Source organism: Kribbella sp. VKM Ac-2566 (genome assembly GCF_004366005.1).
GTDB classification, from domain to species: domain Bacteria; phylum Actinomycetota; class Actinomycetes; order Propionibacteriales; family Kribbellaceae; genus Kribbella; species Kribbella pratensis.
This window is the reverse complement of record NZ_SODT01000008.1, coordinates 683,612-699,459: the sequence shown is the minus strand read 5'-3', so window position 1 is coordinate 699,459 and position 15,848 is coordinate 683,612. Positions and strand designations below refer to the sequence as shown.

The window sequence follows — 15,848 nt, the reverse complement described above, 5'->3', positions numbered from 1 at the left end:
GAGACACCGCAATGACGACTCACGAACTGGCTGCGAGCGTGCTTCAGCTTGCCGTGCCCATGGCCGACCCCAATGTGCCGACGGGCGCGGACTTCAAGGACTGGGTCCTGGTCATCGCGGGGAACATCTTCATCGCGATCCTCGTGTTGCGGGCCATCGGCCACTACTTCAAGCGCGAGTGGGGCGAGCTGTTCGGCCACATCGCGGCCGGGGTCCTGGTCGGCGGGCTGATCTACGCCAACAACCAGACCATCAACGTGCTCAAGGGCTTCTGGGGATTGCTGTCCGGAGGTAATTGATGCGAGTCGGCCGTACCCTGACCCACCACTTCGAGATCGAGACCCGGCAGTACGACCTGCTCGGGATCGACCTCGGAGAAGGCGCCCGGCGCCGAATGATCATCTTCGGAGCGGTGATCATCCTGCTCTGGATCGCGTTGCTGTTCCCGTTCATCGGCGTACCGAAGAAACCCACGGTCAGCCTGTACGTCGTGCCGCCGTTCGTGATCACCGCGTTCGGCTGGCGGCCCGGCAAGTTCCACGAGCGTCGCCGGCGGGTGACCGAGTGGGCGCTCGCCGTCCGGTACGCGTTGCGGGCGCACCGACCGATCATCGGCCTGGGTGCGCGCGCCGCCGACAAAACGGAGTACCTGCCCTGGCGGGAGCGTGTCTCGACCCGGAAGGTGGCCGATCTGGCCAAGGCCCGGGTCACGCCGGAGTGGGAACGTGAGGTCGTGGTGGAGGTCGACCCGAGGGTCCGCGCCGGCGCGGACATCACCGTCAGCCAGCGGGCCCGCCTGCTGGGTTCGGATTACGTACAACGGGTGAGTCGCAGGACGTCGTCAGGGAAGGGCCGCGGATGAAGATCGCTGACAAGCTCCTGAACCTGGTGGGGGTCGGCCGCGAGCGCGGCTTGCCGCCACCTCGTCTTGTGGCCATCGCCGACGGCCTGCTGGTGACCGAGCGCAGCGCCGAGGCGTGGTTCCTGATCTCGGTGGCGAACACCGACCTGGCCACCGAGGCCGAGCAGGACGCGGCCCTCGACGCGGCGGTCAGCGCGGCGGCGACGATCCTCGGTGACCGGCTCAGCCATCTGAAGGTGGTCTGGGGCCGTTCGACCGGTCAGGACTACATCGACTCGGTGGCCGGCCACTACCGGCTCGGCGACCACGAGGCGTGGGCGCAGACCCGGGCCGACCGGATCGACGAGATGCGGATGCCGGAGCGGTACGTCGCGCTCGGCGTACACCTGTCCGACCGCGACCCGCGGGCGACCGCGCAGGTCCGCGGCTCGATCAGCGATGCCCTCGGTACGACGTCGTGGCGGGTGAGCGCGCGCGAGCTCGCGCACCTGGACGAGCGCGTGCGCAAGCTCGCCCGTCAGCTCGGCTCGACCGTGTGGCGGGCCCACACCGCGCCGGCTGAGGTGATCTCCTGGCTGATCAGCCGCGAGATGCACCGCGGTGCGGTCGCGGCGCCGCGACGCGGTCTGATCACCGGTGCCTCGCTGGCCCGGCTGACGTCCGGGCGCGTGGTGCCGTACACCGACCATCTGCGGATCTACGACACGCGTGGCCAGATCGCGGCGTACACGACTGTCCTCGCGATGACGGACTTCCCCGAGGAGCTCGAGACCCCGGGTGCGGGGGAGTGGCTGCGGACGCTGTCGGAGATCAAGGCGATCGACGACGACGGCGACGAGATCGACGTCACCGTCGAGGCCTCGGTCCGGTTTCGCGTACTGACGAAGAAGACCGCGCGCCACCTGGTCGACGAGACCCGGAAGAGCGCGAAGGAGCAGCGCCGCTCGGCCGCGAAGGGTACTGCGGAGGAGACCGCCGACGAGATCGTCGAGACCGAGCGCGTCATGCGTGAGGTCAAGCGCGACATCAACCGGAGTGGTCTGACGCTGGTCGAGGACCACCCTCGGTTGCTGGTCAGCGCGGACACGCGTGAAGACCTCGAGGCGTACGTCGACGCGGTCATCGCGCACTACGCGGACCGGGGCATCACCGTCGCCGCCGGGGCGGACGAGCAGCGCGACCTGTGGCTGGAGTCCTTGCCGGGCGACCAGCTGCGCGTGCCCGACCTCGGGCACGTGCGTGAGTCGACCGCGTTCTTCGGGTCCTGGTTTTGGGGCGGCGCGTCGATCGGTGACGCCACTGGGCCGGCCATCGGGTACCTGACCGGCTCTACACCCGGTCTGGTGCGTTTCGACGCCGCAGCTGGTTCTGCACTGGGTGACGCGACCACGACGCTGTTCCTCGGCCGGTCTGGTCGAGGAAAGACGACTGCCGCGATGCTGGGCGGTCTGGACTCCGCGTTCGCCGGTGCGTGGGTGCCGCTGCTGGACCTGAAGGGCGACGCTGCCGGCGTGTCCGCGGTCGCGGCGGAATACGGCGTACCCACTGCTGTCATTGAGATCACGGCGCAGTTCTCCGGTGCTGCAGACCTGCTGCGGGTGCTGCCCGTTGACGACGCACTGCTGCAAGCCCCTTCGCAGCTGATGCTGTTGCTGCCACCCCACCTGCGCGGTGCGGCTGAGGCGCCAGTCATGGCTGCCACCCGCGCCGAGATTCAGTCACCCGATCCGTCGTCGTGGGGTGTCATCCAGCGGCTCTGCGCATCCGAATCGGAGACAGTGCGGACTGTCGGCTTCGCGCTGCGCGACCTGGTCGAGACAGGTCTCGGCTCCGTCGTCGCCGGCCCGCCGTCCGGCCTCTCGTCGCTGACCACGAACCCAGGCCTCTGGGTCGTCCAGATGCCCGGCCTGACGCTGCCGTCCCCCGAGTCGGCCCCCGAGTCCTGGTCCCCGATCGAACGCGTCGGCATGGCCTGCCTGCGCGGCTGCCTGGCCTGGATGGTCCGTACGACGGGACGCCGCGAGTTCCGCGGCCGCTCCAAGGTCGTCATCGTCCCTGAGGTCCACCTGCTGACGAAGACCCCCGACGGCGCTTCGTTCCTGGACTACATCGCCCGTGTCGGCCGCGCCCTGGGCGCCTCCCTGGTCCTCGACACCCAGGACCCGGCGTCGATCCTGAAGCTCCCCGGCCTCGTCGAGCAGATCACCACCCTGTTCGCCTTCAGCCTCCGCTCCCGCGAACAGGTCGACTCGTTGCTGGAGCTCCTGGGCCGCCCGCAAACCGCGCCGTACCAAACCCTGGTCCGCGGCATCAACACCGCCGCCAACGGCAAATCCATCCGCCACGGCCACTGCATCATGCGAGACCGCTGGGACGAAGTAGCCACAGTCCAAATCGACATCCCCAGCCAGCAGGTAGCAGCCCTACTCCGCACCACCCCCGAATCCGAACACACGACCGCCACGGCTCCTGCGATTCCGGCGTACGAACCCGAAGACCCCTTCGCGGACGACGAAGAGTTCCTCGAGCCGGCACCTGCTGCCCAACTCCAGGACCACGTGACCTCGCCTGCCCGGCCGTCAGCTCCGACTGGTCCCGCCGCTGCAGCGCCCGTCCAGGTCAACCAGCCGCTCCCCACACCACCTGCCGCGGCCGCGAACTACCCAACGAACGGCACGGCCCCTCATCCCGCGGGGCCCGACTCCACTGAACCACCGCGCCAGCCCGCGCCTACTCCCTCAGCCACACCAGAGCCCGCGGTAGAGGAGACCCCGCAACAAGCGTCCTCTCAGCCGTCCCAACCTGTCCCCCCAGCGGTCGCCCAACAAAACGGCCACCCGCCAATCCCCAACGGCCAAGACGCCCCCGAAGACCACCGTCACGCCCTCCGCCACGACTCACCGATCGGCCCCGACGAGGTCTACGACCAAGAAGCAGACGAGGCCGCCTACAACGAGGCGATGTACCCCGCCTACGACACCACCGAAGAACCCACCAAGCCCTCCAGCGGCAAGGAGCACGTCGCATGAGATGGCAGCGCCGAACCCGAACGGCGCTAACCGTCCTCGCCATCTCCCTGATCCTCACCTCTCAACTAGCCCTAGCCGCCGACCCAAAGCAGCCCACGACCCCGACCGGATTCGCGGACCTCCTGCCGACACCCGACTTAACGCACGGCGACACCAAAACACTCTTCGAGCAATACAGCCCGCTGGTCTACAGCTTGGATTTCCAGGGAAGCCTGCGAGATCCGCTCCGACCGATCTTCAACTCGTTCGCCTCATTGCTGATGATGTTCGTAATCGCTGCGACCCGAGCAGCGATTTCGATCGGATGGTGGCTGTTCTCGTTCACAGACATCAAGTCCCTGACGAATGCAACCGCGGGTGCGATCGGCGGAATCAGCGGCCAGCTCACCGGATGGCTGCTGCCGTCTGCACTGGCGTTCGGTGCAATCGCTGCGTATGTCCACCGCAGATCGACTGGGACTGCTTTCGGGCAACTCGTCTGGGTGTTCGCTGCCGGTCTGCTTGCCATCAGTCTGGCCTTCGGAGCCACGACCTGGCTCAAGGGCGTCGACGGCGCACGGCAGGTCGGCGCCCAAAGCGTCATGGGAGCGTCGGATCAAGTCTTGGGCAAGCCGATGAAGTCGCCCATTGAACTACCTGAACCGGCATTCCCGGGGTCGAGCCGGGACAACTTGTTGCGTAAATCGGGCGATGCTGCTTGGCGTGGCTTTGCCGCAACGCCTTGGTGCGTTGCCGAATTCGGGTCGATCGAGGCCTGCAAGCGTTATGGCAAGGGCATGCTCGACATCGGCGCCGACCCCGACAAGCGCCTCGATTACATCAACGACCAAGTTGCCAAGGCCGAAGGAAGTGGCGACGCGCCGACCGTGAAGTGGGCGAAGGGTGAGAACGCGTTCGGCCGTGTCGGAGTCCTCGCAGTCGCGGCTGTTGCGGCTGGAATGTTCGCCTTCCTGACAATCGGTCTGGCGACGACAGCGCTGTTGGCCTTCGTCGGATGTTTGCTCTTGCTCGTTGTCGGCGTGATCTTCGCCTGTCTCTTCATCGTCCCTGGTCGATCGCGACAGTGGGGGATGAACTGGCTTGAGTCCTTGCTCGGTCTGGTGCTGCAATCGATCGCTGCGATGCTCGTCTTCGGCATCGCTTTGTCGCTGCTGACAGCTGTGTTCACCTTGAGCGAGACCCTGGGCTGGTTACCGGTCACGTGCCTCGCGCTGGTGGTCCTGGTCGCGGCCTTCCGCTTGCGAAAGTTGCTCGAAAGCTTGGGCGCCATGAGGCCTGGAATCGGCAGCATGATGATGGGCTCGTATGCGCGGCGTGGGGCAGTTCAAGCCGTACGGCGTGTGGTCACGGCGCTTCGTAGCCGGGGATCCGCGCCGACGCCCACAGAACGTCCGAAAGACGGGCGGCGACAACCAGCGGACACGAGTCCGGGGGAGCGTGTCGAGACCAACCGAAACTACCGGACCATGCCGCCGCTGGGTCGACGCAGCCCTCACGGCGGTGACGAAGACCAGGGCGCTACTTCCAGTGGCCGTCGCGCGCCGATCGGTCACGCGTCCGGCGGGACAGGCGGTCAGGGACCCGCTGGTAGTGGCGTGCCTGTGTCGGGGCGGCCGGGCTCAGTGTCGGTTCCCGCGCCGCACGGACGGTCGGGGCCGACTCGTCAGGACGACGTACCGCGCCGCCGGACGAAGGGGACGATATATCAAGGTGGCTCAGTCGAGCCCAGCAAGGTCAGCAAGAAGACTGGCTCAAGCTCGGTGTCGGTTACCGGCAGCTCGGGACGCCATGCGAAACCATCGGCGACTGCGGCCCAGTTGCGTAATGGAGGTTACGAACCACGCCGCACACATGTTTACTCGGCAAGCCTGCGCGAGGGTCCGCCAAAGCGCTCGCGGGTGGCGCGTAGACAGCCTGCTCTTAATTCGAGGGCCTTCCGGGAGTACTCCGTGGTCCGTAGTGCTCCAAAACGTCCATCCGGAGGACGGTGAGGGGTCGTGCCGGCAGCTCGAGATCACGGACAGGAATCAACTGACAGCAACAGCACACACCCGACGGAGGCATCCAAGCGGAGGTCTCGCCGCCAGCGCCGTACGGAGGATGCCGCCCGCCAGCGCGCGGAGCTGCGTGACCGCAGGCGCAGTGAGCCGGCGAGTCCGCTTGGAGTGATCGCTGTCGTGGTACTGCTGGCCGTGATCGTCTTGGGCGTTGGCGGCGGGCTCCCGCGGCTCTTCGGTCAGAAGTCGGAGGATCAGGATCCGGTCGGTCTGCTCACACCGGGCGCCAGCTCGGTGAGCGAGTCGGGTGCGTCGCAACCGTCGGTGTCCGAGGTCACGGGCTCGACGGCTGAACCATTGACGACCCCTCCGCCACAGACAGAACGACCGGGCGCAGCCGCGACCACAGCGGCTGACACCACGGCGCGCAGCTGGGCGAATTTGTTTTACAAGCGGACGCCAGCCACCGAGACCTATGAACAACTCGTCGACCGGGCCAGCCAGTTCACGACGCCCGAACTTGCCACGAGTTTCGCTAGTGCAGGTGACGCGACGTACGACGCTCTGCGGAGTTCTGGAGGTACATCCAAGGTCCTGTCGGTTACGGTGACCGCGCCGAGGCCAGATACAGCACCGACAGATACTCCAACCAGGATCACCCGGCTCGTCACAGTCAAGGTACAGACGACTGGCAAGGATGCCGCAACCTTCGATGTGCCATTGCTTGTGACCTTGTTTCGCGAAGATGATCGTTGGTTGGTCGGGTCGATCGATGGGGGGACGGGGCCATGACTGCACCCCTGGACGGCTTAAGTGTTTAGCGGCCGTGATCTCGCTCAGGCTGCCGGCCTTGCTGGCGCCAAGAGCATCGCCCCGAAGATCGCAGGCGTGGGTGCGATCTTGACCCTTATGGCTGTCGTCGTGCTTGCACCCTTCGGCGCGACCGGTGACCAGGTCAATGCAGCTTGTCCGCCGAATGTCCCGGGGGCGGGCCAAGATCCTGAGGCGAAAGGGCCACTGCGGGCCAGTCAGGTCGCCTACGCCAGAATCATCGACCGGGTTGCTGTACAACGTGGCTTGCCGGGGCAGGCGACACTGATCGCACTGATGACAGCCCTGGTCGAATCGGATCTGCAGAATCTGAGTTATGGCGATGCGGATTCGGTTGGTCTGTTCCAGCAACGGCCAGGTGCCGGATGGGGGACGCCCGCGCAAATCATGGACCCAAGTTATGCAGCGGGTGCCTTCTTCGGCGGTTCAGCGCCGCCGAGCCCACCGGGCCTCGTCGACATCAATGGATGGCCGTCGATGAACCTTGGTGATGCGGCTCAAGCCGTGCAGGTGTCGGCGTTTCCGGATCGCTACGCGCTCCGTGAGCAGCAGGCGAGGCAGATCGCCGGCCTCGCCGGTATCGACCTCAATCGCTCAGGTGATCCGTACGCCGGTCGCAATGGCGGCGCCCCAGGCGGGGGAGGAAGCACCCAGACTCCGGCCCAACCGGGCGATGTGTGTGATGGCGGTCTGGTTGACGGGAAGCCCATTGCTGGCCACTGGCAGCCGGAGGAACAGACTGTTCCAGATCCGACGGGTACGGGGGGCATGGTGACTCCGCGGACCGCATCTTGGGTCGCGGCCGCGCGAGGTGCTCTACAGAACCCGAGCATGTCTTGCTGGGATGCGCATGCGTGGAACCCGACGAGTGACCACCCCAAGGGCAAGGCCTGCGACGTCTTTGTCGGCGGCGACGCCCGCAAATCACCTGCCCAGCGAGCCAAAGGCGATGGGTACGCGAACTGGGCGATTAGTACGGCAGGGACGACCGGCGTGCGGTATTTGATCTGGTACGGAAAGATCTGGAGTGCCCGAACCGGCCAGTGGCGGGCGTACAACGGAGGTGGTGTCTACAATCCGACGGACGCGACCGGCGGTCACTATGACCACGTTCATGTGTCGATGTACTGAGGCGACCAGCAAGCGTGGTGACTTTGGGGAGAATGCGACAAGTGATGCTGAACTGGGAGTCGTCGAACTGGCCGGAGGTATCAGATGAACGGCCCTGACGATCGCGACCGACCGGGGTCGTTCTCACCTGACGACTGGGAGTCGGCAGCACAATCCGGGCAGGCAGGTCCTGCACCGAACGCACCGGATGGCGTTCCAGGCTCCTTCGGGTCCGGTGATCCTGCTCCTGCCGGCGGACAACTGCCGCGGGCCTTCGCGTTCTCCACGCACTCCGCTGCTGAACTGCTACTGGGCATCCCGTGGGCTATTTGGAGCTTCGCTGTCGTTTCGACCGTTTCGTCGTGGATCTTCGACGGGTTTGCTGTCGTGCTCATCGTTACGCTGTGGGTTCTGTCCGGCCTGCTCATAGTGGTGCCCGCCACTGAGAAGTACGTCGCCAGGTACTTGTGTCGACTGCGGTGGCCGACGATGCTCGAACAAAAGAAGCTCGACGTCGCGTGGCGGGCAGTGTGCGCACGTGCCGGTGTCGATCCCGACTATCACAAGCTATGGGTCGAGGAGTCTGACAGTGTCAACGGAATCTCTGTCGCGGGCCGATCCGTCGCCGTGACCAGGTGGGCACTGAACAATCTTCCCCCGCGCCAACTGCAAGCTGTGCTGGCGCACGAGCTGGGGCATCACAGAGGCGGCCATCCGTGGGCAACGCTGGTGGTGTTCTGGTACGCGCAACCTGCGCGGTTGATGGTAACGGCGTTCCAAACTCTTGTGCGGCTCAGTGCTCAGATTCCCGCAGTGGGGTGTCTCGTCGTCGCCTTCTTTCTCTTCTTCATCATCGGCCTCGCTTTTCAGTCGATGATTTGGGGCTCGAGTGGAGGTGGATGGGGTTGGACGCTCTACGCAATCGTGCCGTTCGTCGTTCCGATCCCTCTGGCTTGGATCAGTAGGCGTTCAGAACTGATCGCTGATCGAGTTGCGGCAGACCTCGGTTACGCGCGGGAGACCATCGCCTTCTTCTACGACCTGCAGTCGCAGGGCGAGGACGTCGCGAGGCGCGCCGCCGGATGGCGCGGCGCAGTCTATGCGACGCATCCGCCGATCGCCGATCGCATTCGGGCGCTCGAGGTCTATGTGCAGGGCACGGGATCATGAACAAGAGACGCGACCAATTCAAGTCGCTGAAGGACCGGCTGGCAGCAATCGCGGCCGCAGTCGGCGGACAGACACCGCCACCGCCAACGCCTTCGACAGGAACCAGGCGCAGCCTGCAGCCGTGGGAAAAGATCCGTGGATCGCATGCTGACCTGGCCAGGCAACTCGACGAGTTGGCGCGCTCCGCTGATTTCGGCGACGTTGATCGTGCCCGCATTGCGCACGTCATCGATCGATCGATGACGAACCAGGAGGAACTCGAACGGCTGACGCGTGCCATCGAGCGCGACAACAGCGCAGCGCTTGTGCATCCTTCACAACAACGGAATCTGCCGGGACGGAGGTTCGCCCGGCATAACCTCCTCGCAGGCCAGGTTCGACTCGGAGAGGTCGTTGCCGACCATCGCAGCGACTTCGAGATCACCGGCGACTTCGGCATCGATCTGGATGTGCTGCGAACGTCCCTTCTGGTCATCGGCCCACCTGGGTCGGGGAAGACCCGTGGCATGGCGACGCCAATCGTCGAACACCTCTCACTTGCGGCCTTGACCGGCAAGGCGAGCATGGTCGTTATCGATCCGAAGTCGACGGATTTCGCCTACGACGGTTGGTTCGATGTCACGATCGATCCGCTGAACCCGAGTTGCGGGTTCAGCCTGTTTGGTGGGTCGCGGACAGCGGACGTCGCTGCCGACAGGTTGGCCAGCGCGCTCTTGCCGCCACGGGTGAGTGACGACAAGGCGTACTTCATCGACGCGTCGAAAAATGCCTTGTACGCGTGTCTCGCCCCTTTCGAGGCGGCGTATCAACGGTGGCCCACCGTACCGGAACTGCTCGGACTTCTCCGCGCCGATCAAGCCTCGATGGACCGAGTGAAGGAACGGCTGAAGGGTCCGGGCGCCAAGGAGTTGAAGGCTCTGCTGGACACCCGGAAGGCACAGACTCAACGCTCCGCGGACCCGGCGGCCAGCTTGGTCGAGCGGTTTGCGCTACTTGATCGTCCGTCGCTGCGGAATCTCTTCGATCATCCAGGCCCGATGTTCCAGATGCGCGACCTGAACCGTCCGGTGCGCGTGCGGGTCGCGTTGCCGGAGGCCGAGTACCCCGACGCGTCGCGGATCCTCGCCCGGCTGGTGGTTTCGCAGTTCGTTCAGATCACCTCGTCCAGCGAAACCGACAGATCGATCTTCAAGGGGCTGGTCATCGACGAGGCGGGCCGGTTCGTCGATGACTACGTCGCCAGAGGCGTGCAGAAGCTGCGCTCGAACAACGCGGGCCTGGTGCTGCTGTCGCAAACGATGTCGGACTTCCCGCCGGAGGTTCGTGCGACAGTGTTCGGGTCGACGGGATGCAAAGCGGTGTTCGGCGGCATCGATCCCGCGGACGCGGACGTGTTCTCCCGCTGGTTCGGGGATCAGTACGTCACCGAGACGACCATCAGTCGAAGTGCGACCACCGGAGTTCAGTACAACGAGTTCGGATCGATGGGCGGGCGGTCGGAGAGTCGTACCTCCGGCTACAGCGCTCGGCGGGTTGAGCGTGCTAGGTGGACAGTGTCGGACATCATCACCGGCGTGCCTGCCGGGCATGCGTTGGTCTCGCTTGCTCGGTCGAACGGCGTTCGCGTCGGCCCTGTCCTGGTCAATCTGCGAGCGTAGAGCAGACCGCGGCGCACGGAGTCGAGTCCAAAGATGCGCCGCGGTCTCATCAGCATCAACGGTGTTAGCGCACCTCCGCCGACGCTTCACCATATCGGATGTCGCGACAGGCGGCTATCGGCACAAGGGTGGCAGCCCAGGATGCAGGCTTGCTAGCCTGTATGGAAAGACAGAGGTACCACACGGTGCTTTCGTTCACTTGTGATCGATTCGCCGGGTGGTTGTTAGCGCAACTCTGGGCGAATTCGTCACCTGAAACCAGGAGTCGAGTCCATGGTTGCTACTAACACCCGTCGTGCGCGCACTTCTTTCGAGAAGAGAGTTGAGCGCTGGAATGCCAACTTGGTTGCGTTGACCTTGTTGATGGGGAGTCTGATTGGTCTGCTTCGGCGGGTCGCTCAGGTTGTCCTGATCGTGGTTGCCGTGGTTGCGGTGTTCTCTCCGGGGCTTTTGCCGCTCGTGGCTGCGATGTCTGCTCTGCTGTTGCAGGTTCGGCGTTCGTAAGTGCGGGGCATAACAGCTCGACCCTTGTGGTCGGGCTGTTGTGCTTTAGGGGTCCAGGCGTTTGCTCTAGGGAGTTGCTGATGGGTTGGTGAAGGCGAGCAGGGGTTGGGAGCGCGGGGGAGTTGGGCGGCTGTGGTGGGGGAGGGGGATGCGGGTGATGCCGTCGGCTGGGAGCAGGTGGGTGATTGCTCGCGTCATCGATCTGTGGGGGGCCGGTGGGGCTAGCAGGAGGGTGGGGAGGTCGGGGGGCGGCTGAGGTATGGCGGTTGCGGGGCTTGGGATGTGTGCCGACGACGGATCGGGCGGGGGTAGCGGCGTTCGGGGTTGGTGGTGCGGGGCTGGGCGGGGGGATCTGGGTTGTGGGCGGTGGGTGAGGTCTCGGTGGTAGCAGGGTTTCCCTTGCGGGGTGGGGGGTGGTGACTTTCTGCTTTCCAGGGGGTGCGGTGCGGAACTAGGGTTTGACGGATCGTAGTGGTTGCGTTACGCAACATGGATGTGGGAGGGAAACGGATGAGGAAACGCCGTCAGGCGCTTGTGGCTGTTACCGCGGGGTTGGCCACTGTGTCGCTCGGGTTGTCGTTTACCAGTGCTGCGGGGGCCGCGCCGGAAGGGGCGGCGGCCAATCCGAATGGGCTGAAGCTGATCAAGACCAAGACGTCGCTGCTCGGCAAGCACTATTGGTACCAGCAGACCTTCAAGGGGCTGCCGGTGATCAGTGGGTACTACGCCACGCACGTGGCCAAGGACGGCGCGGTGCAGATCGCGGACGGGCGGGACGCCGTACCGGCGAACCTGGATGTCAGTGCGGCGGTCGCGCCGGCGTCCGCTACGCAGACCGCCAACGCAGCGGTCACCGCGCGGGCGAACCGTGCCCGGATCGCCGGGCCGAACAAGAACGTCGTACCGCAGCCGGGGGCGACCAGTGGAGCCGCGCAGCTCGCGGTGATCGGCGGCCCGAACGCGCGCCTGGTCTGGAACGTCACCAGTCGCTCGGCCGAGGGCGTCACCCGCTCGCTCGTCGACGCGGACAGCGGCGCCGTCGTCGAGTCGAAGGTGATCAGCGACAACGTCGACGGCCGCGGCTCGGTGTTCGACCCGAACCCGGTGGTCAGTGAGCAGAACGAGAAGCTGACCGACCAGAACGACAAGAACCAGGACGCATTGTTCCTGGCGCAGAAGAACGTGATCCTGCGCAACCTGGACGGCTCCGGCAAGCTCAACGGAACGTACGTCAACATCGCCGAGGCCAAGGGCGGCCTGGCCCAGAGCAAGACGAACACGTTCGTCTACCAGCGCGCGAACGACAAGTTCGAGCAGGTGATGGTGTATTACCACATCAACCAGACGCAGGAGTACATCCACCAGCTCGGGTTCACCGAGGTCAACAACGAGTCGCAGGACTTCTCGGTCGACACGTACGCCGGGGACAACTCGTTCTACGACCCGTCGACGGACATGATCACGGTCGGCGAGGGTGGTGTCGACGACGCCGAGGACGCCGAGGTGATCTGGCACGAGTACGGGCACGCGATCCAGGACGACGTCGTACCGGGCTTCGGCGAGTCGGAGGAGGCCGGCGCGATCGGCGAGGGCTTCGGCGACTACTGGGCCGTGACGATGTCTGCCCCGGTGAGCAAGGGCTTCGAGCTGCCGTGCGTGATGGACTGGGACGCGACGTCGTACACGACCGACGAGCCGCACTGCCTGCGTCGGACGGACACCGGTAAGACCATCGACGACAAGACCGGTGAGGTTCACGACGACGGCGAGATCTGGTCGAACGCGCTTTGGGACATTCACCAGGCGCTCGGCCGGACGAAGGCGAACAAGCTGATCCTCGAGTCGACGTTCTTCTACGACCCCGACACGTCGTTCGCCGCCGCGGCCCAGGACACCGTCCAGGCTGCCCGGCTGCTCTACGGAAAGCCAGCGGCCGCCCAGGTCACTAAGGCCTTCCAGGACCGCAAGATCCTCCCGTAGCAAACAGCAGGTCGTGCGCCCACGACTACTGTGGGCGCATGACCTGGTCTACGGCGGACATTCCTGATCTGACTGGACGGCTGGCGCTCGTGACGGGTGCCACGAGTGGACTCGGGTACGAGACCGCGCTTGAACTGCTTCGGCACGGCGCCGACGTGCTGGTCGCTGCGCGGAATCCGGAGAAGGCCGCGCAGGCGGCGGAAACCCTGACACAGAAGGCCGGACGAGCCCCGACGGTCCTCGAGTTGGACCTGGCTGATCTGGCGAGTGTCCAGCGGGCGGCAGAGGAGGTCGTCAAGTCGTACGACAGGCTGGATCTGCTGATCAACAACGCCGGCGTGATGGCGCCGCCGTACCGGCAGACGCTCGACGGGTTCGAATTGCAGCTCGGCACCAATCATCTGGGTCACTTCGCGCTGACCGGTCGGCTGCTTCCGTTGCTGGTCAAGGGCAGTCGGGTGGTCACGGTCAGCTCGTTCATGCACAAGACCGTGCGCGGCATCAGCGAGGACGACCTGCGGCGACCGGCGGGCAGCTACCGGAAGTGGGAGTCGTACGGGAAGTCGAAGCTCGCCAACCTGCTGTTCATGCTGGAGCTCGACCGTCGCGCCCGCGCCGCCGGGGTCGAGCTGCTGAGCGTTGGGGCCCACCCCGGGTACGCGGCGACGCACTTGCAGGCAGCCGGTCCCGAGCTCGCCGGGCGCGCCCGGCAGGCGCGATTGTGGGGCGCCGCGACGCGCTTGGTCGCGCAGTCCGCGGCGGCCGGCGCCTGGCCGAGTCTGTACGCCGCGACGTACCCGGATTTGCGTCCTGGATCGTTCGTCGGCCCGAGCTTCTTCGAGTACCGCGGTACGCCGAAGGTCGTCCTGCCGACCCGCACCGCACAGGACCCCGATCTGGCGGCGCGCCTCTGGGCGTGGTCGGTGGAGGCGACCGGGGTCGATCCGGCACTCACCGTGCCGAAGTAGTGACATAGCGGCAACTTTCTGGTTACCCTCCGGTAATTCCAGTTGCCGGAGGTCCTCCAGTGCGCAAGTTCGCTGCCGCCCTTGCTGTAGCCCTGACCCTGATCGCGATCGGTCCGCGTGCGGACGCGAGTCAGGCCGCGGCAGGTTTCAGTACGTCGTACCAGCGCATCCCCGGCGCCGGCGGGATCGACATCGGCGCCGTCGTACTGACGCCGACCGGGCAGGGCGACGGACCGTTCCCGCTCGTGGTGATGCCGTCGAGTTGGGGTGTGCCGAACGTCGAGTACGTCGGTCAGGGCGCGAAGCTGGCCACCGCCGGGTTCCAGGTGATCTCGTACTCGAGCCGCGGCTTCTGGGACACCGGCGGCGGCATCGACATCGCCGGCCCGCCGACGGTCGCCGATGTCAGCAAGGTGATCGACTGGGCAGCCGAGCACACCTCGGCGGATACGAGCCGGGTCGCCGCGGTCGGGATCTCGTACGGCGCCGGTACGTCGCTGCTCGCCGCGGCGAAGGACCCGCGGATCAAGGCGGTCGGTGCGCTGAGCGGCTGGGCGGATCTGATCCGGTCGCTGGATCCGAACGACACGGTCGCGCTGCAGGCCGTCGCCGGTCTGCTTGCCCTGGGCAACGTCACCGGCCGGCCCGGGCCAGAGATGGCGTCCCTGCAGACGAAGTTCGTCACCGGTGACTTCGACGGTGCGATCGCGGAGGCGAAGCAACTGTCGCCCGTTCGGTCGGCGGCGACGATGGTAGACCAAATCAACGCACGGAAACCGGCGGTCTTCCTCGCGAACGCGTTCGAGGACTCCATCTTCCCGCCGGCGCAGTACACGGACTTCTTCACCGCGCTGACCGGTCCGAAGCGGCTCCTGCTGGCGCACGGTGATCACGCCACGCCGGAGACGAGCGGGGCGATTGGTCTACCAAATGAGACGTGGGACGAACTGGCTGGGTGGTTGCGGCATTACCTCACGGGCGTGGATAACGGCGCCGACACGGAGGAGCCGGTGCAGCTGAAGTCGCAGCGCGGCGTGTGGCGTGGGTATGCGAACTGGGCAGCGGTCGGCCAGGAGCGTACGTCGTACTTGACGAAGGCCGGTGCGCTGCAGGGGCACGAGTCGACCGGGTGGAGCCGGGCGATCGGGGCCGGTATACCAACTGTTGCCGACAGTGGCGTCGCGCTCGTATCGGGCGCCCTGCAAGGGCTGCTGTCGATCCCGACCGGGGTGGCGACGCCGCTCGTGGACAGAACGTTCGCGGGTGTTTGGTCCGGCCCGGCGTTCGATCGTGCGGCCGTGGTCAACGGGTCGCCGAAGGTACATCTCACTGTGAAACCGTCGGCGGCGAGTACGTCGCTGTTCGCCTACCTGTACGACGTCGACGCGCTCGGCGTCGGCTCATTGATCTCGCACACGCCGTACACGCTGCGCGGGGCGACGCAGGGCAAGGCGATCCCGCTCGATGTCCGGCTCGAGGCGACGAGCTGGGAGGTGCCTGCCGGGCATCATCTCGTGCTCGTGGTCGACACGGTCGATCCGCGGTACCTCGGGCGCAGCGTGGTCGGGTCGACGGTGACGTTCAGTTCGCCGGCGGGCGATCCGTCATGGGTCAGCGTTCCGGTTGCGGCGTGAACCTCAGCCGTCGGGGATTCCTCGGCTTCACCGCCGCCCTCGTCCCGATCCACCAGGCCGCAACCCGCGAGGCCGGCGGCGCGTGGTACCTCGGGCCGGCGACTT

12 protein-coding genes are annotated in these 15,848 nt (G+C 65.9%); all 12 read left to right on the top strand.

Features of this window, described 5'->3' with window-relative positions; translation table 11 throughout:
* Positions 1-11: 11 nt before the first annotated feature.
* Positions 12-299: a hypothetical protein gene (locus EV647_RS06230; protein ID WP_130380595.1), complete on the top strand. Its 288-nt coding sequence runs from the start codon at positions 12-14 to the stop codon at positions 297-299.
* Entirely contained in the window at positions 299-862 is a 564-nt protein-coding gene (locus EV647_RS06225) for a hypothetical protein (RefSeq protein ID WP_133999710.1), read from the top strand. The genes EV647_RS06230 and EV647_RS06225 overlap by 1 nt, the downstream gene beginning before the upstream one ends.
* Positions 859-3,891: an ATP-binding protein gene (locus tag EV647_RS06220; protein ID WP_133999708.1), complete on the top strand. Its 3,033-nt coding sequence runs from the start codon at positions 859-861 to the stop codon at positions 3,889-3,891. The genes EV647_RS06225 and EV647_RS06220 overlap by 4 nt, the downstream gene beginning before the upstream one ends.
* On the top strand, positions 3,888-5,882 hold the full coding sequence (locus EV647_RS06215) for a hypothetical protein (RefSeq protein ID WP_133999705.1): 1,995 nt from the start codon (positions 3,888-3,890) through the stop codon (positions 5,880-5,882). Before EV647_RS06220 ends, EV647_RS06215 begins: the two co-directional genes overlap by 4 nt.
* 174 nt (positions 5,883-6,056) lie before the next feature.
* On the top strand, positions 6,057-6,680 hold the full coding sequence (locus EV647_RS06210) for a hypothetical protein (protein ID WP_133999701.1): 624 nt from the start codon (positions 6,057-6,059) through the stop codon (positions 6,678-6,680).
* A gap of 117 nt (positions 6,681-6,797) precedes the next feature.
* The gene (locus EV647_RS06205) at positions 6,798-7,850 is read left to right on the top strand and encodes a hypothetical protein (RefSeq protein WP_133999698.1); all 1,053 of its coding nucleotides are present in this window, start codon (positions 6,798-6,800) and stop codon (positions 7,848-7,850) included.
* Positions 7,851-7,934: 84 nt separating this feature from the next.
* Positions 7,935-8,999 (top strand): M48 family metalloprotease, encoded by a 1,065-nt coding sequence (locus EV647_RS06200; RefSeq protein ID WP_133999695.1) that lies wholly within the window; start codon positions 7,935-7,937, stop codon positions 8,997-8,999.
* On the top strand, positions 8,912-10,657 hold the full coding sequence (locus tag EV647_RS06195) for a type IV secretory system conjugative DNA transfer family protein (protein ID WP_133999692.1): 1,746 nt from the start codon (positions 8,912-8,914) through the stop codon (positions 10,655-10,657). Before EV647_RS06200 ends, EV647_RS06195 begins: the two co-directional genes overlap by 88 nt.
* A gap of 273 nt (positions 10,658-10,930) precedes the next feature.
* On the top strand, positions 10,931-11,161 hold the full coding sequence (locus EV647_RS06190) for a hypothetical protein (RefSeq protein ID WP_133999689.1): 231 nt from the start codon (positions 10,931-10,933) through the stop codon (positions 11,159-11,161).
* A 510-nt stretch (positions 11,162-11,671) separates the two neighbouring features.
* Entirely contained in the window at positions 11,672-13,141 is a 1,470-nt protein-coding gene (locus EV647_RS06185; RefSeq protein ID WP_133999685.1) for a M36 family metallopeptidase, read from the top strand.
* 38 nt (positions 13,142-13,179) lie between these two features.
* Positions 13,180-14,109: an oxidoreductase gene (locus tag EV647_RS06180; protein ID WP_133999682.1), complete on the top strand. Its 930-nt coding sequence runs from the start codon at positions 13,180-13,182 to the stop codon at positions 14,107-14,109.
* Positions 14,110-14,168: 59 nt separating this feature from the next.
* The gene (locus EV647_RS06175; protein WP_133999678.1) at positions 14,169-15,743 is read left to right on the top strand and encodes an alpha/beta fold hydrolase; all 1,575 of its coding nucleotides are present in this window, start codon (positions 14,169-14,171) and stop codon (positions 15,741-15,743) included.
* Positions 15,744-15,848 lie beyond the last annotated feature (105 nt).